Source organism: Streptomyces sp. SP18CS02, from assembly GCF_036322365.1.
In the GTDB taxonomy this organism is placed as follows: domain Bacteria; phylum Actinomycetota; class Actinomycetes; order Streptomycetales; family Streptomycetaceae; genus Streptomyces.
The window spans coordinates 327,703-351,227 of record NZ_JAQYXC010000288.1; the positions used below are offsets into that span (position 1 = coordinate 327,703).

The following is a 23,525-nucleotide window of genomic DNA, read 5'->3' on the forward strand; positions in this document are numbered from 1 at the left end:
CGCCCGGCCCCGGGGTGCCGGCGTCGGCATCCTCTCTCTGTGCTTTGTGGCGTGGAAAGGCAGGTACGTTCATGCTGTTGGCGCATCCCGCAGTGCTCCGCGAGCTCGTCGCTCGCTACGAATCCCTTTGCACTGCTTCTCAGGGGCTGGCTCTCGCCCCCGACCTCAAACGCCGGCTCGAAGACGTGACGTACACGCTGTGCGTGACCACGGGCACCCGCCATGTGGACCAGGCGCTGGCCGCCGCTCGCGCCCGACTCGCCTCGACGGGCGCCGGGAGCGCGACCGTCACCGCCGTGGGGGCGGCCGTGGGGACCGTGGCCGCGGCCGCCATGGGAACCGCGGGCGCGGCCGTGACCGCCGCCGCGACCTGATCCGGACCGGACCGGTCCACGCGGAAGAGGATTGAGGCGGCCCCGGCCCAGGGGTTGACCGGGGCCGCCTCGGACGTCCGCGGGAGGCGGACGTCCGGTGGAACACCACGGGGCGACGCGAGGAGGAGGGACGTCGTCACTGAGTGTTCTGTTCTGAGCCTTCGAGAAGGCCTGTGGGGTGCGCCCCCGGGCGCTGCGCGCCGGGGGTGTCCGAGCAGTAAATATATATACCGTCGAGTAATCAAGAGCATGAAAAATTTCATGCGGGCCGATGGCGTGAAAAAAGCCCTCCCCGGAGCCCGGGAACCCGTCCTCCAGGCCCCCGGGACCTCAGTCCTCCAGGAAGAAGTCGTGCTGCTCGGCCGCCTGCTCGTACCGGTCGAGCCGGAGCTGCGTACGCTCCGGCTGGGCGTCGGCCATGGCCTGGAGCACCGACGCGGACAGCACACCGGGCGCCGCGTACGAATCGAAGACGAGGCGTGATCCCGTCGCCGCCGTCAACGTCACATCGGCCTCGTCGACCAGCGGTCCCAGCGTCAGATCGGTGATCAGCGCGACCCGCAGTCCGGTCCGGCGGGCCGTCCGCATCGCGGAGAGGGTCTCGTTGGCGTGCCGGGGCATCGCGAAGGCCAGGACCCAGGTACCGCCGGCCTCCCGGGACTGCAGGAGCGCGTCGTAGGCCACGCTCCCGCCGCGCGTCACGAGCCGCACATCGGGATGGATCCGGCGCGCCGCGTACGCGAAGTACTCCGCGAGCGACACCGAGATCCGCAGGCCCAGCACCGTCAGCGGCACGGATGACGCCAGTTCCCGGCCCATGTCCAGGATCTGTCCCGGGTCGGCCACCAGGCGGCGCAGGCTTTCCAGGTTCTCGATCTCGGCGTCGATGGCGGCCTGGAGCTCGTTGCGGCGGATCTCCTCACGGGTGTCCGGCGAGCCGGCCACCGCGCTCAGCGCGATCGGCTGCAGGGCCTCGCGGAGCGCCGGGAACCCGCTGAACCCGAGCGAGGTGGCGAATCGGGTCACCGAGGGCTGGCTGACGCCGACACGCTCCGCGAGGTCCGTGATCGACAGGAACGCGGCCTCGGTGAGATGGTCGATCATGTACTGGGCGATGCGCCGCTGCGCGGGAGACAGCCGGTGGCCGCCGAAGAGCGCCAGGACCCGGTCCGTGGGGGCCGCGTCCGCTTCCGGAAAGCCGCGTCCGGGGGTGATCGCGGCTGCCTGCGCGCGTGCCTGCTGCCCTGATGGCACCGGTGCGCCTCCTTCTTGTCCCACTTGTGCTCAACATAGCCCACCCGCCGCGTCGTCCAGGCAGAACCCTCGGAGCGGGACCGGCGCCCGCACCGACGTGCGCGATCCCGCCGCACAGGCGCATCCTGGCTGTGTGTCCTGGTACGGCGGCGCTGCCGGCCGTGCCCCGGGGAGCGAGGCGGGTACGGTGCCGGGCAGACCGCGTGACGACGGCCGGGTGCCGCCCGGACTGGCCCTGGTACTGGCCCGGGCCACGGTGAGCGCGATCGAATCCGTGGGCGGATACGCCGGCGGTGTCTACCTGCCCTCCGGGACCCGGGGCCTGCTGAGGCTGGCGGTACTCGCCGGGCTGCCCGGCCCCGTCTTCCGCCCGTGGTGGCGCATGCACGTCAATCGCCCGTTCCCGGTGGCGGAGGCCTACCGCTCGGGCCGTCCTGTCCTCCTCGCCGACGCGGAGGACGCCATGCGACGGTTCCCGCAGCTCATGGCGGGACTGCCGTTTCCCTTCGGCTCGCTGTACATGCCCGTCGACACCGGCCGCGAACGGTTCGGCGTCCTGGTGGTGCTGCGCGCCGCCACACCGGGCCGGCCCGTCGACGAAGGGGACCGGCGCAGGCTGCGGAAGGCGGCCGGGCGCCTCGCCGCCGATCTGACGGAGCTCGCCGCGAACGGCGTGTCCGTCGAGTGGGACGGCGAACCGGCCTCCGTGCAGCTCCCCACCGCCACGACACCGCCGGTGCGGCTGGGCCGCTTCGAGTGGGACGTCGAAAGCGGGGCCGTCTCGATCGACGACGAACTGCGCGCGATCGTCGCGGCGGGCCGGGCCGACGTCCCCGGCACCATCGACGGCCTGACACAGCTGCTCGCCCCGGCCGACGCCTACGGCCTGTTGACCGTCGCCCAGCAGGCCGCCGAAGCGGAACGGCCGACCACCCGCAGGATCTGGTTGCAGGGCCCCGACGCCCGCCCCTATCTGCTCGAACTCTCCCGCCGCCCTACGGACCCCTCCCGCAACGGCGGTTCCGCGCGGGTGACGGGCTTCGTGGTGGACCCCGGCACCGGGCCGATCGTCGCCGCGGCGGCCGACCGGCTGCCGAGCGGCATCTGCTCCATCGACCGGCTCGGCCGCATCACGTTCGTCAGCCGCAGCGCCGAGACCCTGCTCGGGCACGCCAGGACCGAACTCCTCGGACGGATCCTGTGGGACGCCCTGCCATGGTTCGAACACCCCGCCTACGAGGACCACCTGCGGGCCGCGCTGGTCTCCGACGGGGCCGTCCGCTTCCTGGCCCGGCGCGCCCCCGCGAAGTGGCTCTCGGTGTCCCTCCACCCGGGCCACGACGGAGTGACCATCGTGCTCGCGGACGCGCAACGCCCCGATGCCACCGCGGGCGCCACCGCCCCGCCGGACGACGCCCCCGGGACCCCCGCCGACCGCGCCACCCCGCTCTACCGACCGGTCGCCCTGGCCATCGCGCTCACCGAGGCCGTCACCGCCCGCCAGGTCTCCGCCGTGGTCACGGAGGAGCTCCTGCCCGCATTCGGCGGCCGGCAACTGGCCATCTACCTCCTCCACGAGCGGCACCTCCAGCTGGCCTGGGAGACCGGGTTCCCGAAGGGGTTCCTCAACCGCTTCGACGGGGTCGGGCTCGACGCCCGGCTGCCCGGCGTCGAGACGCTCACCTCCGGCCGCCCCATCTTCTTCGAATCCATGCAGCGCCTGGCCGCCGCCTATCCCGGGATCCCACTGGACGCCCACGTCGGCGCCCGTGCCTTCCTGCCGCTCATCGCCTCCGGGCGTCCCGTCGGTTCCTGCATCCTCGGCTTCGACCAGCCCCGCGGATTCTCCGCCGAGGAACGCACGGTCCTCACCGCCCTCGCCGGCCTCATCGCACAGTCCCTCCAGCGGGCCCAGCGCTACGACACGGAGGCCGCCCTCGCGCGCGGCCTGCAGAGCGCCCTGCTGCCGCACCGGCTGCCCCGCCTCCGGCACGTCGACACCGTCGGCCGCTACCTCCCCGGCACCCAGGGCATGGATGTCGGAGGCGACTGGTACGACGTCGTGGAGACGGCCGGGGGAGTGGCGCTCGTCATCGGGGACGTCCAGGGGCACGGCGTGTCCGCCGCCGCCACCATGGGGCAGCTGCGCAGCGCCGTACGCGCCTTCGCCCTCAGCAACCTCGACCCCCAGGAGGTGATGAGCGGCACCAACCGGCTGCTCATCGACCTCGATCCCGGCCAGTTCGCGAGCTGCTGCTACGTCGTCCTGGACCCGGCGACCGGCGCCACCCGCGCCGTACGGGCCGGGCACCCGCAGCCGCTGCTGCGCCACGCCGACGGCAGCGCGGAGGTCCTCGACCTCTCCGGCGGTGTCGTACTCGGGATCGACCCCGACGCGACCTACCCCGTCACCGCACTGCGGCTGGAGCCCGGAGCCCTGCTCGCCCTCTTCACCGACGGCCTGGTGGAGCAGCCGGGCGTCGACATCGACCTCGGCGTCGAGCGTCTGCGCGCCACCCTGGCCGGGCTGGGCTCGGGCTCCCTCGACCGTACGGCCGACCGCCTGATCCGGGAGGCCAGGAGAGCCGCCGACCGGCCCGACGACATCGCGCTCCTGCTGGCCGCCCGCTGGGCGGACGGCGTCCCGTCGCGAGACGGCCATGCGCGCTGAACCGCGGTTGTGCCGCCCCAGCGGCTGGCCGATCATGAGGAGACGGACCAGGGTGTGTCTTCCGGACCGGGCCGGAGCCCCGGACCTCGCCGACTCCGCCCCCCGGGTGGACGACGCCCCTGTGCGGACACTCCTGAGGCAGGTGCCATGAGCGCGGTGAACGCGGTGGAGGGTGCTGACTTCCGCGGCCCCCTCGACGTCACACGGGCGGCGACGGCCGTGCTCGACGCCGAAGGGATCATCGTCGGCTGGGGACCCGCCGCGCAGGCGCTGCTGGGCTACCCGCCGCACGAGGCGGTCGGGCACCCCATCGGCTCCTTCGTCGTGGACCGCCCCGGCGCCTACCAGGCGCCCACCGACCTGCCAGGAGCGTCACGGGCGCGCCGCCAGGTGCTCCACATGCGTCACCGGGACGGCCGAATCGTCCGGGTGACGTCGGCGACGCTCACCCTCTTCCCCACCGGGGCCGAGGGCCCTGCCCGGCTCCTGGCCGTCGCCGACGCGGAGGAGACGGAACGGTGGGAGGCCCTCCAGGCGATGCTGCGGGGACTGGCCACCCAGTCGCCCGTGGGACTCGCCATCTACGACACCGAGCGGCGCGTCGTGTGGACCAACCACGCGCTCTACCAGGAGATGGGCACCTCGCAGTACGCGGGGCTGGGTCCGGACGACATGGTGACCGACGGCGAGGTCCTGTCCGTGGGGTATCCCCCCACCCTGGACGAGACGATGCGGCAGGTGCTCGGCACCGGCGAGCCCGTCATCGAGCTCCACTACCGGGGCCGTCCGCCCGTGGACCCCGAACGCGACCACGTCTGGTCCTGCTCCTACTACCGCCTCCAGTCGCCCGACGGCAGCACGCTCGGCGTCTGCGAGGAGACGGTGGACATCACCGAGCGCTATCTCGCCCAGCAACGACTGGACCTCCTGGTCCGGGCCGGCGCACGGGTGGGCACCACCCTGGACATGGTCCGCACCGCGCAGGAACTCTCCGCGGTCACCGTGCCGCAGTTCGCCGACGCGGTCACCATCGACCTCATCGACACCGTCCTCGAAGGGGACCAGCCCGCACCCGGCACCGAGCCCGCCCGGAGCATGGTGCGGGTGTGGGACGAGTCGTTCAACGGCGGCCCGCCCGGCACGGCCCCGCCGGACGATCCGCGGGCGCCCGGCCCGCCCAAGCCGGTCGACTACGCACCGGGATCCGCGCAGGCACGCTGTCTGGTCTCGGGCCGGCCCGTGCTGGAGCGCTTCCCGGAGACGGACGGCATCGCCGGCCGCCCCCGGGCGAACTCCCGGCTCTCCGTCCCCCTGCGCACCGAAGGCGTCTCGCTCGGCGTCGTCACCTTCACCCGGGACCGGCACCCCGACCCGTTCGGCGCGGGCGACCTGCCCGTCGCCGACGAGCTCGTCGCACGCGCCGCCATCTGCGTCGACAACGCCCGCCGCTACACGCGCGAACACACCGCCGCGCTGGTGCTGCAGCGCAGCCTGCTGCCCCGCAACCTGCCGAGTCTGACCGGGGTGGAGATCGCCCACCGCTATCTGCCCGCCGACAACAGGGCCGGCGTCGGCGGCGACTGGTTCGACGTCATCGCCCTGCCCGGCACCCGCGTCGGCATGGTCGTCGGAGACGTCGTCGGCCACGGTCTGCGCGCGGCCGCGACCATGGGGCGGCTGCGCACCAGCGTCCGGGTCCTCGCCGCGCTGGACCTCGCCCCGGACGAACTCCTCTCCCGGCTCGACGACCTGACCGCCCAGGGAGCCCACGAGCAGCAGGACGGGAACTCCCTCGACGAACGGGACACACCCGACGCGGCAGTCGGGGTGACCTGCCTGTACGCCGTGTACGACCCGGTGACGGGGCGGTGCGTCATGGCGCGCGCCGGCCACCCGCCGCCCGCCGTCGTCGATCCCGCGACCGGAACCGTCCGCTACCCCGACCTCCCCGCGGGGCAGCCCATCGGCTTCGGCGGCCTTCCCTTCGAGAGCGCCGAGCTGACCCTGCCGGAAGGCAGCCTCCTCGCCCTTTTCACCGACGGCCTCATCGAGGGCCGAGGCCGGGACCGGGACGCCGAGCTCGATGCGTTGCGCACCGTGCTGGCCGATCACCGGCGCCCCCTGGAGGAGCTGTGCGACCAGGCGGTCGCCACCATGCTGCCCGGCCCCGTCGACGACGACGCCGCACTGCTGCTCGTGCGTACCAGGGTGCTGGACCGTGACGAGGTGGCCGTGTGGGATCTGGAGGCCGACCCCGAGGGGGTGAGCCGCGCCCGTGCCCTGGCCGCCGGTCAGGTACGGGCCTGGGGGCTCGACGAGGAGCTGGTCTTCACCACGGAGGTGGTCGTCAGCGAACTGGTCACCAACGCGATCCGGTACGCCTCCGGACCGATCCAGCTACGGCTCATCCGGGACCGCACACTGATCTGCGAGGTGTCCGACACCGGCCACACCTCACCGCACCTGCGCCGCGCCGCCATCGACGACGAGGGCGGCCGTGGACTCTTCCTCATCGCCCAGATGACCCAGCAGTGGGGAACCCGCTACACGCCCACCGGGAAGACGATCTGGGCGGAACAGCCCCTGCCGTGAACCGACTCGGCGACGGGCGGCGAGGAGGCGCGGCGGGGCGGGCAGGGGAAGCACGCGCATCACGCGCCACGGCCGGGGAACACGCGGTTCACGTACGCACACCGGCAGGCATCCGGAGGACAGGGAGGCGGCGTTGCGCCTTTACCACAGCCGGCCCAGCGAGCCGGGGTACCGGCGCAAGCGCCACGGGCGCGGCTTCCGCTACCTCGACGTGACCGGCGGCGCGCTGCGCGACCCGGCCGAGCTCGCCCGGGTCAAGGCCCTGGTCATCCCGCCCGCCTGGACCGACGTGTGGATCTGCGCCCGGCCCTCCGGCCACCTCCAGGCCGTGGGCACCGACGCGGCGGGACGGCGCCAGTACCTGTACCACCCGCAGTTCCGGGCCGAACAGGAGCTGAGCAAACACGCCCATGTCCTGGACGTCGCCGAGACGCTTCCCGATGTGCGCGAGGCCGTCGAGGGACATCTCGGGGACCGGGGCATGACAAGGCGGCGGGCGCTCGCGACCGCGGTCCGCATGCTCGACCTCGGGTTCCTCCGCATCGGCAGCGACCGCTACACCGACCTCAACAACTCGTACGGCCTCACCACACTCCTCCGCGACCACTCCTGCCTCCGGGGCGGCGAGTTCGTGCTGACCTACCCCGGCAAGCACGGCAGGGAGCAGATCCAGACCGTCATGGACCCGGCGACCTGCCGCAGCCTCACCGCGCTGCTGCGCCGACGGGGCGGGGGCGAGCGGCTCCTGGCCTACTGGGAGCGCCCGCGCTGGCGCGACGTGACCGGCGCCGACGTCAACGAGTACCTCAAGGAGCTGGCCGGCCTGGAGGTCACCGCGAAGGACTTCCGCACCTGGCACGCCACCGTCATGGCGGCCGTCGCCCTGGCGGTCTCCCAGTCCGTGGCGCAGAGCGAGACCGCCCGCCGCCGCGCCATCGCCCGGGCGGCCAAGGAGGTCGCCGGATACCTCGGCAACACACCCGCCGTGTGCCGTGCGTCCTACATCAACCCTCGCGTCATCGAGCTCTACGAGGAAGGGGTCACCGTCGCCGGCGCGCTGCCAAGCCTCGGGGACGAGGGCACCTACGGCACCCCGGCGACCCAGGGACCCGCCGAACGGGCCGTGCTGCGCACCGGACAGCCGCCCGACGGCGCCTGAGCCGCGAGCCCGGCCCGATCGGCGAGACACCCCCCAAGGGCGAGCGGGCCCGGCCCGGACACGGCACCACCGCGCGAGCGCACCACCGCGGCCCGTCCCGGGCCCGGCCGCGTCACGGCCAGGACGGCTCCTTGCGCGGCACCACCACCAGCTCGGCCGCGACACTGCTGTCCGGGACCGACAGGGCGTACAGCACCGTGTCGGCGACGACGTCCGGGTTCTGGAGCATCGAGACGTCCGTGTCCGGGAAACGCTCCATGATGAACGGCGTCTCCATGCCCCCGGCGAGGATCCCCGTGACGCCGATGCCCGGGCAGTCCCGCTGCGCCTCCTTGAACAGGGTGTGGGTGAACGCGCGCAGCCCGGACTTGCCCGCCGAGTAGGGACCGGCCTCCGTCCACGTACGGTTCGCCGCCGTGGAGAGGATGTTCACGATGTGACCGCCGCCACGCGCGACCATACGGCGGTAGGTCTCCAGGCACAGGTACATCGGCCCCAGCAGATTGGTCGTGATGACCCGCGTCACCTCGTCGGCCGTCAGGTGCTCGATCGGCTTGGAGACGTCCACGGCCGCGTTGTTGACGAGCACGTCCACCCACTGGCCGGCCTTCTCCAGCTCCCGGAAGACGTCCGCGACCGCCTTCGCGTCCCGTACGTCCATCTCGACGAAACGCGCTTCGCAGCCGTCCTGCCCCAGCTGGGCGCACAGCTCCCGTGCCTGCTCCTTGCGCACGTCCGCGACCAGCACCGAAGCCCCCGCCCGGGCCAGTTTCCGGGAGATCGAGGCGCCGAGGCCCCGGGCTCCTCCGGTCACCAGCGCCTGCCTGCCGTGAAGATCGACCAGTGCTTCGCCGCCCATGCCCTCCGCCTTCCGCCGTGAACCGCCCGCAGTGCCTCCCACTGTGGCCCGCGCCACTACGAAGGGCATGCCGGACGGTCACTGTGAGCAAGCACACCAGAAGTTCCCGATCCCTGTCGTGCCAAGGGAATCCGGCCACCGGGGCGGCCGTGTGCCGCGCTCGGCGCCGCAGGGGCCGATGCCCGTCTGCCACGATGGTCGACGCTGTGGACCGCCCCTCGGGAGCGGCGCAGCGCCTGACAGATCCGGTGGTTCGGCCGTGCAGCGCAGCCGGTTCTCCGAGTTTCCGCCGTATTCCGCCATCCGGGTCCACCCGGCTCGTCAACGAGTACTCAGCCGTGCATTCATCTTCTGCTTCCGCCGGGTCCGCACCCGCCCCCGGCCGCCCGCCCCGCCCTGCCCGCTCCGGTGACCACTCGCCGTGGCGCTCCCTCAAGTACCGCAGCATGCGCTGGTGGTCGGTCGCGAACTTCGTGTCCAACGCCGGTACGTGGATGCAGCTCACCGTGCAGAACCTGCTGGTCCTCCAGATCACCGGGTCCGCCGCCGCGACCGGGCTGTCCCTGTCGGTGCAGGCGGCGCCCGGGCTGCTCATGGGAGTGGCAGGCGGCGCCGCCGTCGACCGCTGGCCCCGCAGGCTGACGGCCGCCGTCAGCCAGGCGCTGCTGGGCGCCGTCGCCTTCGCCACCGCCCTGCTCGTCGCGTTCGACCAGCTCGACCTGGGCATCCTGATGGCGCTGGCCGCTGTCACCGGCCTGATCGCCACGGTCGACGGGCCCGCCTGCGCGCTGCTCGGCAACGACCTGGTGCCCGCCGAGGACGTCCCCTCGGCGATCGGGGTGGGATCCCTGATCCACAACGCCGGACGGCTCGCCGGTGCCGCGCTGGCCGGTGTCACCGTCGGCTTCCTGGGCACTGCCGCCGCTTACGCGGCAAACGGCCTTTCGTTCCTGTTCGTGGCCGCGGTGATCCCGTTCCTGCGCCCGGCGGCCGGCGCCGTGCGGCGGATCACGGGCTCCGCGGCGGACGGCGGGACCCCGGCGGCCCCGCCGGGTGACGGCGCACGGCGGGCCGACGACGACATGACCGTACGGGAGGGACTGGTCTTCTTCGCCCGCCGTCCCCGACTGCTCGCGCTCGCCGGCATCACCGGCATCAGCGCGGTCTTCGGCCGGAACTACGGGCTGACCCTCGCGGTGCTCGTCACCGGCCCTCTCGCGGGGGGTGCCGGAGCGTTCGGCACGGTCTCCACCGTGCTGGCCGTCGGCGGCATCGTGGGCGCGGTCCTGGGCGCCCGGCTGCGCAAGCCCTCGGTACGGCTCGTCGGCGTCATGGCCGCCGCCGGGGCCCTGCTCCAGGTGGTGGCGGGACTGTCCCCGTCGCTCGCCGTGCTCCTCGTCATGGTCCTGCCCATGGCGGTCGTCGAGTCGATCTCCGACACGGCCGGGACCACCGTCCTGCAGACCGACCCTCCCGCGCACCTGCGCGGCCGGATCCTGGGCGTCTGGGGCAGCATCAAGACGGTCTGGGGCCTCGGCGGCCCGCCGTTGCTCGGCCTGCTCATGGAACTCGCCGGAGCGCGCGGCGCCCTGGTGACGGGCGGGCTGCTCATCGCCGGCGCGATCGGCGCGGGTTTCCTGCTCCGCGACCGCCGTACGACGGCCCCCGTGCTCGTGCGCACCGGGACCCCGGCCGTCACCAAACGACCCGCGCTCGGCACCGCCGCCTGAGCCGCACCCCCGGGAGCGACGGGCACCGCCCGGGGCACGTGTCCCCGCCCGCACCACGCTCGGGGCGGGGGACGCGAGCCCGGCGGGCGAGCCGAGCCGGTCTCAGCCTCCCGGCGGACGGACCGGGACCGCGGCCAGGGCGGCCCTGCGGGCCAGCAGGGTGGTGGAGCGGCCGTCGAGGTAGGGCAGCACCACCGCCTGGCCGCCCCAGGAGCGCAGTACGCCCGCCTCGGGCAGCTCCTCGGCGGTGTAGTCGCCGCCCTTCACCCACACGTCCGGCCGCAGGCGGGTCAGCAGCTCCGCGGGCGTGTCCCCGTCGAAGACGGCGACGGCGTCCACACTGCCGAGCCCCGCCAGGACCCGGACCCGGTCCGCCTCGTGGTTCAGCGGCCGTCCCGGGCCCTTGAGCCGACCGACCGATTCGTCCGAGTTCACGCACACGATCAGGCAGTCGCCGATCCGCCGGGCGCTTTCCAGCAGACCGACGTGACCGGCGTGCAGCAGGTCGAAACAGCCACCCGTGGCCACCACCGTGCCGCCCCGGGACCGCACGATCTCCGCCAGCGCGAACGGATCGGTCTCCGGCGCCCGGGCCGGCGAGGCGTCGGACGGGGCCCGCCACAGCGCCGGGTTGCCCGCGCCCCCCGACGCCACGAACGCCGCAGCCTCGGCCACCGCCCGCTCCACCGCCTCCTCGGGCAGGGCACCGTCCGCCAGCGCTGCGGCCGTCGCGGCCGCGAAGCAGTCACCCGCGCCGCACGCATCGCCCTCCGCCCGGTACGGGGCGGGGACGAGCATCGGGGTCCCGCCGCCCGGCCGGGTGAGCAGCACCCCCCGCTCGCCCAGCGTCACGGCGACGGCGGCCGCCCGCCAGCGCTCCGCCAGCTCGGCGCCCCGTTCGGCGTAGGCGCGCAGCGACTCGTCGCCCGCCGGACCGTCGCCGGGACGCAGGGCGCGGGTCTCGGCCGCGTTCGGTGTGACGATACGGGCGCCCGCCACCGGGACACCGCCCCTGGGGTGCGGGTCCCACACGACGGGGACCTTCGGCGCCACGGCCGCCAGGTGCTCCCGTACCGCGTCGGCCGTGTGCCGCCCGTAGTCCGCGACCAGCACGGCCTGCGCATGGGCCAGGGTGTCCCGGACCACGTCGTCGGGTTCGCCGGGCGCGCCGCCCCCGCGGTCGATCCGCACCAGGGGCCGTCCCCCGGCCAGCACCCGTGTCTTCACCGGCAGTGTGCCGTTCAGCGGGAGCTCGACCAGCCGCACCCGGCCCGGCAGCGCACGGCGTACCGCCTCACTGGCGGGGTCCTCGCCCAGCGCCGTCACCAGCACCACGTCCCGGCCGCCGCGTGTCGCCAGCGCGGCCGCCAGCCCGGCGCCACCGGGGCGGTGCCGGTCGCCGGTGACGTCCACGACCGGGGCGGGGGCATCGGGGGCCAGCCGGCTGGAGACGCCCTCGATGTCCTCGTCCAGCAGGGCGTCGCCGACGACCACCAGCGGCTGACGGGTACTCATGACATCCTCCGGTGCGCCGCCAGGGCCCGTGCCGCGCCCGCCGCCCGCGACGGCCCCCCGGTCACCGTCGCCGCGTCGAAGAACTCGCAGAGCAGATGCACGGCTACCAGGTGCGCCTCCTGCACGGTCGCCGTCGAGCCGGCGTCGACGCACAACGCCTCGTCGGCGGCCTCGGCCAGCGGGTTCGGCCCCGGCCCGGTCATCGCCCAGACGCTGAGTCCGGCCGCCCGGCCGGTCACCGCGGCGGCGATCAGATTGGCGCTGCGGCCGGAGGTGGACAGCAGGACCAGCACATCGCCCGGGCGGCCGTGCGCGGAGACCTGGCGCGCGTACACCTGGTCGAACCCGTAGTCGTTGCCGATGGCGGTCACGCTGGAGGTCTCGGCGTGCAGGGAGATCGCCGAGCAGGCGGGCCGTTCGCGCTGGTAGCGGCCGACGAGCTCGGCCGTGAGGTGCTGGGCCTGGGCGGCGCTGCCGCCGTTGCCCGCCGCCAGCAGCCTGCCGCCCGCGGGCAGCACGCCGGCGAGGTGGCCGCCCCAGCGGGCGACCTGGTCGAGGCCCCGGTGACGAAAGCGGCCGAGCGCGTCCTGAAGGGACTGGCAGTGCCGGTGCCCGGCGTCGAGCGCGGGAGGGACAAGGTGATCGGTCATGGGCGTTCGGGGGCGTACCGCGTCCGGCGGACGGCGGCCGCGCCCCGCACCTCCTTCGGGCGTCGGTGACATGGCGGGTACGGGCGACTGGACGGGGCCGGCGACGGGTCCGGGACGGTGGCCCACCGCCCACCGCCCACCGCCCACCGGCCGCGGTGCCGCACCGGGGTGCGGCACCGGCGACGGGCGTCGTGCGGCGGCCTTCGGTCACCCGGCGACCCGGGGGAGGCCGGTCAGGGCGGGCCGCGCGGCGAGCACCGCGCCGTACACCGCTTCGGTGGCCTCCGCTATGCCGGCCCAGCCGTATCGGCTCAGGACCCGGCGACGGCCCGCCGCGCCGCACGAGGCCCGCCGCTCGGGGTCGGCGAGCAGTTCACCGACCGCGCGGGCCAGCGCCTCCGGGTCCCGTGGGGGCACCAGGCGCCCGGTGGCGGGGTCGGAGACGGTGTCCAGCTGTCCGCCCACCGCGCTGGCGACCACGGGCCTGCCGCACGCCATCGCCTCCAGGGGCACGATGCCGAACGGCTCGTAGTCCCCGGGGCACAGCACCACGTCGGCACTGCGCAGCAGCGGCGGCACCTCGTCGACGGGCACACCGCCCAGGAACCGCACCCGGTCCCCGACGCCCGCCAGCCGCGCCACCTCGCGCAGCCGCCGGACCTCGGGGTCGTCGTCGAGCCGGCCGGCCGGGGGGCCGCCGACGATCAGGAGCTCGGTGCCGGGCAGCCGCCGCAGGGCGGCCACGGAGACGGCGGCCCCCTTGCGGGGCACGAGCCGTCCCAGCTGGATCAGCCGGTGCAGCCGGGGATCGCGCTCGGCGGTGGGGCCCTGCGGGCAGAACAACCGGGTGTCGACACCGCACGGCACGACGGTGACCTTGTCGGTCGGTATGTACATCCTGCTCAGTTCGAACACCTCGTCGTGGCAGGTGGCGATCACGTGAGCACACCCCAGCCCCACCTCCCGCTCACAGGTGACGCGTTCGGGCGGGCTCGTGTCGCGGTGCCGCTGGTGGCGCCGCTTCACCGTGCCCAGCGCGTGGTACGTGTGCAGGAGCGGCAGGCGCAGTTCACGTGTCGCCCACAGCGAGGCCACGCCCGACATCCAGAAGTGCGAGTGCACGACGTCGGGGGTGCGGATACGCCACTCCTCGGCCAGCCGGCGGCCGAACGCCGGCATCCACGAGAGCAGCTCGTCCTTCGGGATGGGCTCCGCGGGCCCGGCGGGAACGTGGAACACGTCGACGCCGGGGCGCAGCGGCACCACGTCCGGCAGGAGCCGCCCGTCGCGGCGGGTGTAGACGGTGACGTGGTGGCCCCGGTCGGCGAGGGCGCCCGCAAGGCGCGCGACATGGACGTTCTGCCCGCCCGCGTCCACGGAGCCCAGGGTGGCGAGGGGGCTGGCGTGCTCCGAGACGAGCGCGATCGACAGACGGCCGACCGGTCCTGCGGAAGCGCCGCGGCGGCCGGCGGAGGCCCGGCCGGCCCGGTGCAGGGCGCTGCCCGCGCCCTCGCGGTCACGTGAGCCCGTACCGGGGCCGTGACCCGGTCCGGTGCCGGCTCCGGTACGGAGGTCGAGCGGGTCGAGGGATGTCATGAGCGCACCTCCGTCATCACGCGCTCCCAGTCGCCCAGGAAGCGCTTGAGCCCGTAGCGTTCGAGTGCCGCCTGACGTGCCCGGGCGCCGTCCTCCGCCGCCGCCTCGGGCTCCGCCAGGTACCGCCGGGCGGCACGCGCCAGCACGTCGGGCCGGGTGGAGAGCGTTCCGGTGCCGCGCGGCACCGCCTCGACCGCCTCCGTGGTGGCCAGCGCCACCACCGGCATCCCCAGATGCATGGCTTCCAGCAACGACAGGCCGAGGGACGTCCAGCGCACCGGGTGCAGGTAGAGCCGGCGCTCGGCCAGGGCCGCGTGCAGCCCGCTCTGGGGGAGGTCGGCCGGACGGCACCGGTCCTCGGGTACGCCCAGATGCCGGGCGAGCCCCTCGGTGCGCATCCCGAAGACGTCCAGCGGCGTCGCCTCGCACAGTGCGGGAAGCAGGTCCGTCCCGGTGTGGCGCCCCCGGCGGATCGGGTCGTTGACGACCACGGCGGCACGGGGGATCCGGCCGGTGTACTGGTGGCCCGGATCGACGATCCCGTGCTCAACCACCTCGGTGCGCGTGCTCCCGTTGTCCCAGAACAGCCGGTTGAAGTGGGTGACATGCACCAGCAGCAGGTCGTCGCGGTCGGCGAACGGGTGCCGGGTGTCCGGTACGTTCCCGTCGGGCGCGTTGTGCTCCAGGTACACCGCCGGCACGTCCCGGCCGGGCCGGCGCCCGCCCAGCCAGCGCTCGGCGAGCGCCATCTCGTGGGGCCGCTGGAGGACGACCAGGTCCACCGGCGTCTCCGGCAGCTCCTCGGGGGTCACCTCCCGCACGGAATCGGGCCAGTGGAACGTCCGGGCCCGGCCCAGGCCGTCCGGGTCGCGGCCCGGGGTGACCGGGACGAGATAGGTGTGGGGACCCTGGACGAAGGCCGTGGTCCAGGAACCGTGCACATGCCAGAGCAGGATGTTCACGCTTCACCCCTCCCGTCGGACGCCGGCGTCGCGGGCGGCGTCGCCGGAGCGGAAGAAGTCCCCGCGCCGGATGGCGTACGGGCCGATGGCCAGCAGGTCGACGGGGGAGGACCCGAAGCACTCCAGTGCGTCGCGCGGGTCGTCCACCATGGGCCGCCCCGCGGTGTTGAGGCTGGTGTTGACCACCACGGGCAGCCCGGTGAGCCGCTCGAACTCGGTCAGCATGCGCGCGACCAGGGGCTCGGCCGCCCGGTCGACGGTCTGGATGCGCGCGGTGCCGTCGACGTGCACCACCGCCGGAATGCGCTCCCGCCACTGCGGCGCCACGTCATGGACGAAGAGCATGTACGGGCTGGGCAGCCGCCCGTCGAAGATCTCCTTGGCGCGGTCGGCCAGCACCATCGGCGCCACGGGCCGGAACTGCTCACGGCCCTTCACGTCGTTGAGCCGCTCCAGGTTGCCCGCGTGACCCGGGTGGGCCAGCAGCGAGCGGTGCCCGAGCGCCCGCGGACCGTACTCCGAACGCCCCTGGAACCAGGCGACGACGGCGTTGTCCGCCAGGGCCTGGGCCACGGTCGTGGCGATGTCGGCGGGCCGCTCGAAGGGCACGGCGGCCGTCTTCAGCCAGGCCCCCAGCTCCGCGTCCGACCAGTCGCGGCCCAGATCGGCGCCGGCCATGGGTTCCGGCTGGTCGCCGCCCCGGGCCGCCAGCAGCAGGGCGCCGCCCAGGGCGGTGCCCGCGTCCCCGGCCGCCGGCTGCACCCAGACGTGGGAGAAAGGTCCCTCCCGCGCGATCCGCGAGTTGGCCACACAGTTGAGCGCGACGCCCCCGGCGAGGGTCAGCAGGCTGTCGTGGGTCCGGCCGTGCAGCCACCGCACCAGATCCAGCATGGTCTCCTCCAGGACCGCCTGGGCGCTGGCGGCGACATCGGCGTGGTCCTGGGACCACGCCTCCTCGGGTCCGCGGGGGGCGCACAGTTCGTGCCAGGGCACTCCGGCGGCGTGGAACCCGCCGTCACCCGTCGGATACACATGGCGGCGCAGCTCCGCCAGCATGCGGGGCGTGCCGTGCGAGGCGAGCGCCATCACCTTGAACTCGTCCGACGAGCGCAGGAACCCGAGGTGGGCGGTGAGGTCCTCGTAGACCAGCCCCAGCGAGTGCGGCAGCTCCTGCGCGTACAGCGCCTCCAGCCGGTCGTGCACCCGGCGCGCCGCCAGGTGCGAGGCCCGCTCGCCGCGGCCGTCCAGGACGAGTGCCGAGGAGGTGTCGGCGCCTTCGGCCGCGAACGCGCTCGACGCGGCGTGCGCCATGTGGTGCGGTACGAAGCGGACGACGTCCGGGTCCAGGCCCTCCAGCGCCGAGGCGAGGAACCCCGGCGCCTGACGGGCGTAGGTCAGCCGGAGGTGGTCCCAGGGGTCGTCCAGGCCCATCTCGTCGGCGGGCCGGGCGAGCGCGGGATCGAAGGAGTACGCCACGGCGTCCAGGTCCTGCGGGCGCAGCCCCGCTCGCTTCAGACACCAGGCGGCGGCCTGTTCGGGGAGTTCCCAGGCGGAGAACGGCACCGGCCGCTTCCCGTGCTTGCGCCGGGAGAAACGTTCCTCCTCCGCGGCGGCCACGGTCCGGCCGTCGATGATCAGAGCGGCGGCGGGGTCATGGAAGAGCGCGTTGATTCCGAGTATGCGCATGGGCGTTCCAGCCCTCTCACGAATCGGGGCGGCGGGGCCCGCGGGGCCGCGCCGGCCGGCGGACGACCGGGGGAGTCAGGAACCGTGGGCGGCGGAGCCGCGCGGGCGGGCGCGGAACCAGTCGATGGTGCGGCGCAGCCCCTCCTCGGCCGCGATCCCCGGTTCCCACTGGAGCTTGTCCCGCGCGAGCGTGATGTCCGGACAGCGCACCGCCGGGTCGTCCGTCGGGCGTTCGACGAAGCGGATCTCGGAGGAGGAACCGGAGAGTTCGATGACGAGCCGCGCCAGCTCCAGCATGGTGATCTCGGTCGGGTTGCCGATGTTCACCGGACCGCGCAGACCGTGGGCCGCAGCGGCGAGGATGCCGCGCACGGTGTCGTCGACGAAGCACAGCGACCGGGTCTGGAGGCCGTCCCCGGTGACGGTGAGGGGCTCGCCCGCCAACGCCTGCCGTACGAAGGTGGGCACGGCCCGGCCGTCGTAGCCGCGCATCCGCGGCCCGTAGGTGTTGAACAGCCTCACGATGCAGGTGTCGGTGCCCAGCGCGTCGGCGTGGGCGGTCGTCAGCGCCTCACCGAACCGCTTGGCCTCGTCGTACACACTGCGCGGACCGACCGGATTGACGTTGCCCCAGTACCGCTCGTTCTGCGGATGCTGCTGGGGGTCGCCGTACACCTCCGAGGTGGAGGCGAGCAGGAAGCGCGCACCGGCCCGGTGCGCCAGCGCCAGCACATGGCGCGTGCCGAGACTGCCGGTCTCCAGCGTGTGCAACGGCAGACGCAGATAGTCGGCGGGGGACGCCGGCGACGCGAAGTGCAGCACCAGGTCGGGAGTCCGGTCGACGGTGAACGGCTGCGCCACGTCGGCCTCGACGAACGAGAATCCCGGGCGGCCGGTCAGTATGGATATGTTCTCCGGCAGCCCGGTGCTGAAGTCGTCGACACAGGTGACCGCGGCACCCGAGTCCAGCAGGGCGGCGCACAGATGCGAACCGACGAATCCTGCGCCACCGGTGACGACGGCGTGCTCCCATTTCCGAGGGAAAGCGGTGTTCATTCGATTTCCTCCGTACGTCGAACGGATGCCCCATGCCTGCGACCAGGCTCAGCCGAACGGGCGTCGGAGGCACGGCGGTGTGAGCCGTTCGAGTGGTGACGCGGTGTCACGGCGGGCCCGGGCCGGCCCGGGGGAGGGCACGGCACCCCGGTCCCGTCCACGGCCCGGGCTTCGCCGACGGAGCCACCGTGCGGTTCGGGGCAACCGCCGGGGATCGGCTCGACGCCGTCCCCCCGACCGTGATCACGGCGAGGGGTGCCACGCCGACCGCTCGACGATCCGGAAGCCGTGGACGTCACCGTGTCGCTCGGCGCGGTCACCTCGCCCACCGGGCCGGCCGCCGGATCCACCCACCCGAGCCGAGTCCGCTGTCACGGCGGGGCGGGGCCCCCCGGTGCGCGGCCCGACGAGCCACGGTCGCCGGCTCGCGGTCCGGGGACTCGCGCGTCCACCCGCCGGCCGGGCAGCGGGGGCCGCACCCGTCCAGCCCGGTGGCCGGACGCCCCTACGGCGCTACCGTCTCGCTGAAGAGCAGACCCGCGAGACCCGTCAGGCCGCCCTCGGCGAGGGCCCTGCGCTGCTGGTCCGCCGGGGTGCCCTCCTGGAGGAGCCGGTGGACCAGGGCGGCCACCTCCCGGTCGTCGCCCGTCTCGTCGAGGGCCGGCGTGATGGAGTCGATCAGCCGGGCGAGGACGTCGCCCGCGCTGCGGCGCCGCCCCTCGGGGTCGAGCAGCTGACCGGTCAGCCCGTGGCGGGCGGCGTGCCAGTTGGAGGCCAGCAGCAGTTCCTGCGGGCAGTCGGGGACCGGTAGGCCGTCCTCCTCGTTCCGGATGGCGGTGGCCACCATGGCGCGGATGATGCCGGCGAACATCACGGCGCTGTCGGCCCGCAACTGCACGTCCGTGCAGCGCACCTCGATGGTCGGGTACTTGTCGGAGAGCCGGGCCTGCCAGTACAGCTGACCGGTGTCGGAGATGACCCCGGAGTCCAGCAGCGCCCGGACCCGCCTCTCGTGGTCGTCGTGGTCCTCGAAGCGCGGCGGGGGCCCGCTGACCGCCCAGCGGCCGAAGATCAACGTGCGCCAGCTGGCGAAACCCGTGTCCGTCCCGTCCCACAGCGGCGAGTTCGCCGACATGGCCACAAGGGTCGGCAGCCAGACGCGCAGACGGTTCAGCACCGCGAGCCCGGTCGCCCGGTCCGGGACCGCGACGTGCACGTGCATCCCGTTGACCAGCTGCTCGGCGACCAGCTGGGGGGCCTGCGAACGCATGGCGAGGTAACGGGCCTTCTGGGTGACCGGTACGGGCGCCGCCTCCCGGTACGGCGCGGTACCGCACGCCGCGATCCGGCAGCCGTTCTTCTCCGCGGCCGTGCCGATGGCGTGCCGTAGGCGCAGCAGATGCCCGCCGACCTCCTCCAGGTCCGTGCAGACCGGCGTCGCGACCTCGACCTGGACCTGGAGGAGCTCCGACTGGACCTCCTGGTCCTCCACGATCGGTCCGAGACCGGCCGCGGCGCGCACCTGCTCCGCCAGCGGCACCGGCATGCAGGTGAGCGGATCGAGCAGCAGGTACTCTTCCTCGACCCCAACGGTGATCATGAGGCGACCCCAACGGTGATCATATGGCGCCGAGTACCCGTGAAGGACCGGCTGAACCGGGATGTCCCGACCGCTCCGGTGCCACCCGCGACGGTCACGGGCCGGGCACCTCGGGATGGCCGGACAGGGCCTTGAGCACGTCGTCCGGCTGGATGCGCAGCAGCTGCGGATCGGGCTCCTCGCCGTGCGGATCGCCGGGCGGGCCCGGATGCCACAGCGCCACGTGCCGCGTACCCGGCGGCGGCCCCCACAGGCGGGGCGACACCGGGCCGAACAGCGTGACCGAGGGAGTGCCGTACGCGACGGCCAGATGGGCCATGCCGGTGTCGCCGCTGACCACGGCCGCGGCCCCGGCGAACAACGCGGAGAGCCGCTCGAACGGCAGCCCGCCGCCGAAGACGTCCCCGTCCCTCGGCGCCACCCGCTCCAGCAGCTCGTCCTCACCGGGCCCCCCGGTCAGCACGACCCGGTGCCCGCGCCGGCGCAGGGCGCGCACGACGACCGCGTACCGCTCGGCGGGCCAGCGCCGGGATCCGCTGTCCGCGCCGGGGTGCACGACGATGGCGCCCGGGGCGGGGGAGGGCGTACGGGGCTCGGCGAGCCGCACGTCGTCCGGGTCGGCCGGGATCCCGTACCACTGCAGCAGGCGGCACCAGCGGGCCCGCTCGTGCTCGTCGTGCCGCCACACGGGCCCCTCGATGTCCGGCGTACCGGTGTGGGCGAACGCGAGGAGCCGTCCCGGGGCGAGCCGCTGGAGCAGCAGGTGGCTGGGCGGCCCGTTGCCGTGCAGGTCGACCGCCACCTCCGGCGGCGGACCCGACCAGCCGAGAGCGCGGGGGACGGCCCTGCCCGGCGCCGACGCCGGCAGCAGGGTGTCGACGGCGCCCGACGCGGCGGCCGGCGCGGCCAGCTGCCCGGGAGCGGCGAGCACCGTCTCGTACCCGGGGAACGCCCGTCGCAGCGCGCGCAGCGCCGGCACACCGGCCAGCAGGTCGCCCAGGCCGAGCGCGCGCAGCACCAGCAGCCGGGGCCGCGCCCCTCCGCCCGTCCCGCCCGTCCCCGGGGGGAGGCCGGAACCCGGGAGTCCTTCCGGGGCGGTCGCGTCCCGGGCGTAAGGACGTCCGTCCGGTCTCCGCGCGCCCCGGTTCACCCCCCGTCCTCCCCGTCCTCCATGGCGTGCCCGTCCTCCTCGTTCTCCTCGTTCTCCTCGTTCTCCTCGTTCTCCAGGAGTTTCCCCACCGCGGCCAGCACGTCCTCCGCCGTCACCTCGTCGAGGCACGGGTGCCCCGGTACGGGGCACTCGCGGGCGCGGCTGCCCTCACAGGCCGCCCGCTGGTCCCCGAGGAGGACGTACGGGACGCCGTACGGGCCCCAGCGCTCGGCGGGGACCACGGGGGAGAACAGGGAGACCACCGGCGTCCCGACGGCCGCCGCGAGGTGGGCCGGCCCCGTATTGCCCGTCACCACGGCGCCGGCCGCCGCGAGCACGGCCGCCAGCTGCGGCGGAGCCGTCCTGCCGCCCAGGTCCGTCCCGGCGCCGCCCGCGACGAAAGCGGTGAGGTCCCGCTCGTCCGGTCCGCCCGTCACGATGACCCGGTGGCCCGCGTTCGACAGCAGCCGCACCGCCTGGGCGCACCGCTCGGGGCTCCACCGGCGGGCCGCGACACTCGCGCCGGGGTGGACCACGACATACGGGCCGCCGCCCGTCAGCTCCGGCGCTCCCGCGGCGTGCCGCACCAGCAGCCGCCCGTCGTCACCCGGCGGGGGCGGGAAGCCGGCCGCCTCGGCCAGGTCCAGCGCGGCCCGCGCCTCGTGCGCGTGCGGCGCCCTGGTGTGGCGCACGTCCAGCAGCGAGCCGGGGGCGTCCACGCTGTCGGCGGCGATCCGGGCCACTCCCGCCATCCGCAGCAACAGCGCGGCCGGCAGCGGGCTCTGGTGGAACGACGTCAGCACCAGCGCCTCGTCCGCCCGGGCCGCCGCGATCCGGTCCACCACCCGCCCGATGTCGGTACGGTCCACCGGCGGTGGGCTGAAACCGGCCCACGGCGCCTCCCACACCAGCACCTCGTCGACGCCCGGCAGCAGCCTCGCGGCGGGAGCCCCGCGCGGCCCGCACAGCAGCGCCACCCGGTCCGCCCGGGCGGCGACCGCCCGCACGGCGGGCCCGGCGAGCAGGACGTCACCGAAACTGTCCAGCCGGACGACCAGCGCCCTCATGACGACCTCCTCGGGAGCGGCGACCCGTCGGGCGCCACGGGCACGTCGCCGAGCACCCGCAGGACGGCGTCGAGCAGGTCCGCGCAGACCAGCGGCGCGGCCGCCACCTCGTCCGGCAGGGTGCGCGCCGTCGGGACCAGCACCCCCCGCGCACCCGCCGCGCGCGCCGCGCCCATGTCCGCGCCGATGTCGCCGACGACCGCGCACCGCTCGGGGCGCACGCCCAGACGGCGTGCCGCTTCGAGGACCAGACCGGGGGCCGGCTTGCGGCACGCGCAGCCGTCCTGCGGCACGTGGGGACAGTGGACCCACACGTCGAGCGGCCCGAGCAGAGCGTCGATCCTGGCGTTGACGCGAGCCACCTGGGCCTCGGTCAGCAGCCCCCGGCCGATGCCCGACTGGTTGGACACCACGCCGACCGCGACGTCATGGGCGCGCAGCAGCCGGACCGCCTCCCGCGCACCCGGCATCAGCCGGACCAGGCCGGGATCGCCGTTGTACGGGACGTCCGCCACGAGCGTGTCGTCCCGGTCGAACAGCACGGCCGCCGGCCGGATCACAGGCCACCGCCGTCCCAGTTCCCGGCGCCGCGGTGGCGCAGCTCCCCGTGCAGCCGGTGCCAGGTGGCGAACGCGGGGATCAGCGCGCTGGTCGCGGCCACCGTCAGGATCTCGTCCCGGGTACACGGCCCGGGAGCGATCCGCGCCCGGGCGAACTCCGCCGTGCCCAGCGCCCAGACCGCCGTCGCGACGCCGGCCGCCCTCCGCCGCCCGGCCGTGGCCAGCAGCACGGCCGCCGCACCCGCCGCGGTGATCACCGCGTGGCGGCGGATCCGTCCGCGCGGGGCCGCGGCCCGCTCCCACCAGTCGGCCCCGTGCAGGCGCACCATCAGGGCGTCGTCGGCGTTGCCCCGCTGTACCCGCACCGACACCCAGCGGTCGGCGGGCCGTACGGGGTGTTCGGTGCGCCGCTCGCCCCGCCCCATGCGCCAGCCGGCGTCCATGATCCGCAGGGCCAGGTCGGCGTCCTCCCGGAAGGCCCTGGGGAACCGCTCGTCGAAGCCGCCCACCGCTTTCAGCGCCTCGGTGCGGTACGCCATGTCGGCGGTCGCCCACAGGGCGTCGGCCAGGCCGGCGGTGTTGCGTTCCCAGTCGGTGGGCTTGCGCCCCGGCGGCAGCGGAACCTCCAGGACACCCTGCACGCCCCCGGTCTCGGGGGACGCCTCGGCGAGGTCCCGGGCCAGTTGCTCGCGCCAGTACGCGCTCACCCGCACGTCGTCGTCGAGGAGGACCGTCCAGGGCTCGTCGACCGCGCGCACCCCCGTGTTGCGGGCGGCCGCCGGACCGCGGCCGCCACTGCGCAACACGACCGCGCGGTCCGCCAGCGCGCCGAGCGACGCCAGCGGCAGGTCGCCGGCCGGCCGGCCCGGGCGGTCGTCGACGAGCACGATCCGGCTCGGCTCGGGACCTTCGCTCGCGGCCAGCGCGGCGAGGCAGTCGGCGAGGCACGGCCGTCCGATGGTCGGGACGACCACGGCGTACGAGGCGAGCGGGGGGATCATGTGTCAGCCCCCTGAACCGTCAGCAGCATCTGCACCTCCAGGT

The 23,525-nt window shown here is 74.6% G+C and carries 18 protein-coding genes; 5 read left to right on the top strand and 13 right to left on the bottom strand.

Translation table 11 applies throughout. The features are described from left to right. Positions 1 to 71: 71 nt before the first annotated feature. Positions 72 to 374, top strand: coding sequence for a DUF5133 domain-containing protein (locus PUR26_RS19920; RefSeq protein WP_329873766.1), 303 nt, complete (start codon positions 72 to 74; stop codon positions 372 to 374). 330 nt (positions 375 to 704) lie between these two features. Here PUR26_RS19920 and PUR26_RS19925 read toward each other — a convergent pair whose 3' ends face one another. Beyond that, a complete protein-coding gene (locus PUR26_RS19925; RefSeq protein ID WP_329873767.1) occupies positions 705 to 1,628 on the bottom strand; it encodes a MurR/RpiR family transcriptional regulator in 924 nt (307 codons plus the stop codon). Positions 1,629 to 1,761: 133 nt separating this feature from the next. Here PUR26_RS19925 and PUR26_RS19930 point away from each other — a divergent pair, with 133 nt between their 5' ends. The 3 genes from PUR26_RS19930 to PUR26_RS19940 all read left to right on the top strand — a co-directional run bounded on the left by PUR26_RS19930 (position 1,762) and on the right by PUR26_RS19940 (position 8,050). Next, positions 1,762 to 4,299, top strand: coding sequence for a SpoIIE family protein phosphatase (locus PUR26_RS19930; protein ID WP_443077111.1), 2,538 nt, complete (start codon positions 1,762 to 1,764; stop codon positions 4,297 to 4,299). A 147-nt stretch (positions 4,300 to 4,446) separates the two neighbouring features. Further along, the gene (locus PUR26_RS19935; RefSeq protein WP_329873769.1) at positions 4,447 to 6,891 is read left to right on the top strand and encodes a SpoIIE family protein phosphatase; all 2,445 of its coding nucleotides are present in this window, start codon (positions 4,447 to 4,449) and stop codon (positions 6,889 to 6,891) included. 133 nt (positions 6,892 to 7,024) lie between these two features. After that, positions 7,025 to 8,050, top strand: a complete 1,026-nt coding sequence (locus PUR26_RS19940; protein ID WP_329873770.1) for a DNA topoisomerase IB — start codon at positions 7,025 to 7,027, stop codon at positions 8,048 to 8,050. 112 nt (positions 8,051 to 8,162) lie between these two features. Here the strand turns inward: PUR26_RS19940 and PUR26_RS19945 are convergent, their stop codons facing one another. Next, on the bottom strand, positions 8,163 to 8,909 hold the full coding sequence (locus PUR26_RS19945) for an SDR family oxidoreductase (protein WP_329873771.1): 747 nt from the start codon (positions 8,907 to 8,909) through the stop codon (positions 8,163 to 8,165). 446 nt (positions 8,910 to 9,355) lie between these two features. Between PUR26_RS19945 and PUR26_RS19950 the strand changes: the two genes are divergently transcribed. Beyond that, positions 9,356 to 10,639 (top strand): MFS transporter, encoded by a 1,284-nt coding sequence (locus tag PUR26_RS19950; RefSeq protein ID WP_329873772.1) that lies wholly within the window; start codon positions 9,356 to 9,358, stop codon positions 10,637 to 10,639. 102 nt (positions 10,640 to 10,741) lie between these two features. Here PUR26_RS19950 and rfaE2 read toward each other — a convergent pair whose 3' ends face one another. The 11 genes from rfaE2 to PUR26_RS20005 all read right to left on the bottom strand — a co-directional run bounded on the left by rfaE2 (position 10,742) and on the right by PUR26_RS20005 (position 23,482). Next, a complete protein-coding gene (rfaE2, locus tag PUR26_RS19955) occupies positions 10,742 to 12,154 on the bottom strand; it encodes a D-glycero-beta-D-manno-heptose 1-phosphate adenylyltransferase (protein WP_329873773.1) in 1,413 nt (470 codons plus the stop codon). Next, on the bottom strand, positions 12,151 to 12,804 hold the full coding sequence (locus PUR26_RS19960) for a D-sedoheptulose-7-phosphate isomerase (protein WP_329873774.1): 654 nt from the start codon (positions 12,802 to 12,804) through the stop codon (positions 12,151 to 12,153). Before PUR26_RS19960 ends, rfaE2 begins: the two co-directional genes overlap by 4 nt. A 207-nt stretch (positions 12,805 to 13,011) precedes the next feature. Further along, positions 13,012 to 14,400 carry a glycosyltransferase gene (locus PUR26_RS19965; RefSeq protein WP_329873775.1) on the bottom strand — a complete coding sequence of 463 codons (1,389 nt, stop codon included), beginning with the start codon at positions 14,398 to 14,400 and terminating at the stop codon, positions 13,012 to 13,014. After that, the gene (locus tag PUR26_RS19970) at positions 14,397 to 15,362 is read right to left on the bottom strand and encodes a glycosyltransferase (RefSeq protein WP_329873776.1); all 966 of its coding nucleotides are present in this window, start codon (positions 15,360 to 15,362) and stop codon (positions 14,397 to 14,399) included. Before PUR26_RS19970 ends, PUR26_RS19965 begins: the two co-directional genes overlap by 4 nt. Before the next feature lie 3 nt (positions 15,363 to 15,365). After that, positions 15,366 to 17,048 (bottom strand): carbamoyltransferase family protein, encoded by a 1,683-nt coding sequence (locus PUR26_RS19975; protein ID WP_329873777.1) that lies wholly within the window; start codon positions 17,046 to 17,048, stop codon positions 15,366 to 15,368. 75 nt (positions 17,049 to 17,123) lie between these two features. After that, on the bottom strand, positions 17,124 to 18,104 hold the full coding sequence (locus PUR26_RS19980; protein ID WP_329873778.1) for an NAD-dependent epimerase/dehydratase family protein: 981 nt from the start codon (positions 18,102 to 18,104) through the stop codon (positions 17,124 to 17,126). 505 nt (positions 18,105 to 18,609) lie between these two features. Next, complete coding sequence (locus PUR26_RS19985) at positions 18,610 to 19,704, bottom strand: carboxylate-amine ligase (protein ID WP_329873779.1); 1,095 nt, start codon at positions 19,702 to 19,704, stop codon at positions 18,610 to 18,612. Between the two features lie 94 nt (positions 19,705 to 19,798). Continuing rightward, positions 19,799 to 20,854, bottom strand: a complete 1,056-nt coding sequence (locus PUR26_RS19990) for a glycosyltransferase family 9 protein (RefSeq protein WP_443077112.1) — start codon at positions 20,852 to 20,854, stop codon at positions 19,799 to 19,801. Continuing rightward, positions 20,851 to 21,921, bottom strand: coding sequence for a glycosyltransferase family 9 protein (locus PUR26_RS19995; protein ID WP_329873780.1), 1,071 nt, complete (start codon positions 21,919 to 21,921; stop codon positions 20,851 to 20,853). Before PUR26_RS19995 ends, PUR26_RS19990 begins: the two co-directional genes overlap by 4 nt. After that, complete coding sequence (locus PUR26_RS20000) at positions 21,918 to 22,481, bottom strand: D-glycero-alpha-D-manno-heptose-1,7-bisphosphate 7-phosphatase (RefSeq protein WP_329873781.1); 564 nt, start codon at positions 22,479 to 22,481, stop codon at positions 21,918 to 21,920. Before PUR26_RS20000 ends, PUR26_RS19995 begins: the two co-directional genes overlap by 4 nt. After that, positions 22,478 to 23,482 (bottom strand): glycosyltransferase family 2 protein, encoded by a 1,005-nt coding sequence (locus PUR26_RS20005; RefSeq protein ID WP_329873782.1) that lies wholly within the window; start codon positions 23,480 to 23,482, stop codon positions 22,478 to 22,480. The genes PUR26_RS20000 and PUR26_RS20005 overlap by 4 nt, the downstream gene beginning before the upstream one ends. Positions 23,483 to 23,525: the final 43 nt, after the last annotated feature.

Coding starts and splice junctions, on each gene's coding strand:
- PUR26_RS19920 (WP_329873766.1), top strand. CDS start 72: ATGCTGTTGGCGCATCCCGCAGTGCTCCGCGAGCTCGTCGCTCGCTAC.
- PUR26_RS19935 (WP_329873769.1), top strand. CDS start 4,447: ATGAGCGCGGTGAACGCGGTGGAGGGTGCTGACTTCCGCGGCCCCCTC.
- PUR26_RS19945 (WP_329873771.1), bottom strand. CDS start 8,909: ATGGGCGGCGAAGCACTGGTCGATCTTCACGGCAGGCAGGCGCTGGTG.
- PUR26_RS19950 (WP_329873772.1), top strand. CDS start 9,356: ATGCGCTGGTGGTCGGTCGCGAACTTCGTGTCCAACGCCGGTACGTGG.
- rfaE2 (WP_329873773.1), bottom strand. CDS start 12,154: ATGAGTACCCGTCAGCCGCTGGTGGTCGTCGGCGACGCCCTGCTGGAC.
- PUR26_RS19960 (WP_329873774.1), bottom strand. CDS start 12,804: ATGACCGATCACCTTGTCCCTCCCGCGCTCGACGCCGGGCACCGGCAC.
- PUR26_RS19965 (WP_329873775.1), bottom strand. CDS start 14,400: ATGACATCCCTCGACCCGCTCGACCTCCGTACCGGAGCCGGCACCGGA.
- PUR26_RS19975 (WP_329873777.1), bottom strand. CDS start 17,048: ATGCGCATACTCGGAATCAACGCGCTCTTCCATGACCCCGCCGCCGCT.
- PUR26_RS19980 (WP_329873778.1), bottom strand. CDS start 18,104: ATGAACACCGCTTTCCCTCGGAAATGGGAGCACGCCGTCGTCACCGGT.
- PUR26_RS19985 (WP_329873779.1), bottom strand. CDS start 19,704: ATGATCACCGTTGGGGTCGAGGAAGAGTACCTGCTGCTCGATCCGCTC.
- PUR26_RS19995 (WP_329873780.1), bottom strand. CDS start 21,921: ATGAGGGCGCTGGTCGTCCGGCTGGACAGTTTCGGTGACGTCCTGCTC.
- PUR26_RS20005 (WP_329873782.1), bottom strand. CDS start 23,482: ATGATCCCCCCGCTCGCCTCGTACGCCGTGGTCGTCCCGACCATCGGA.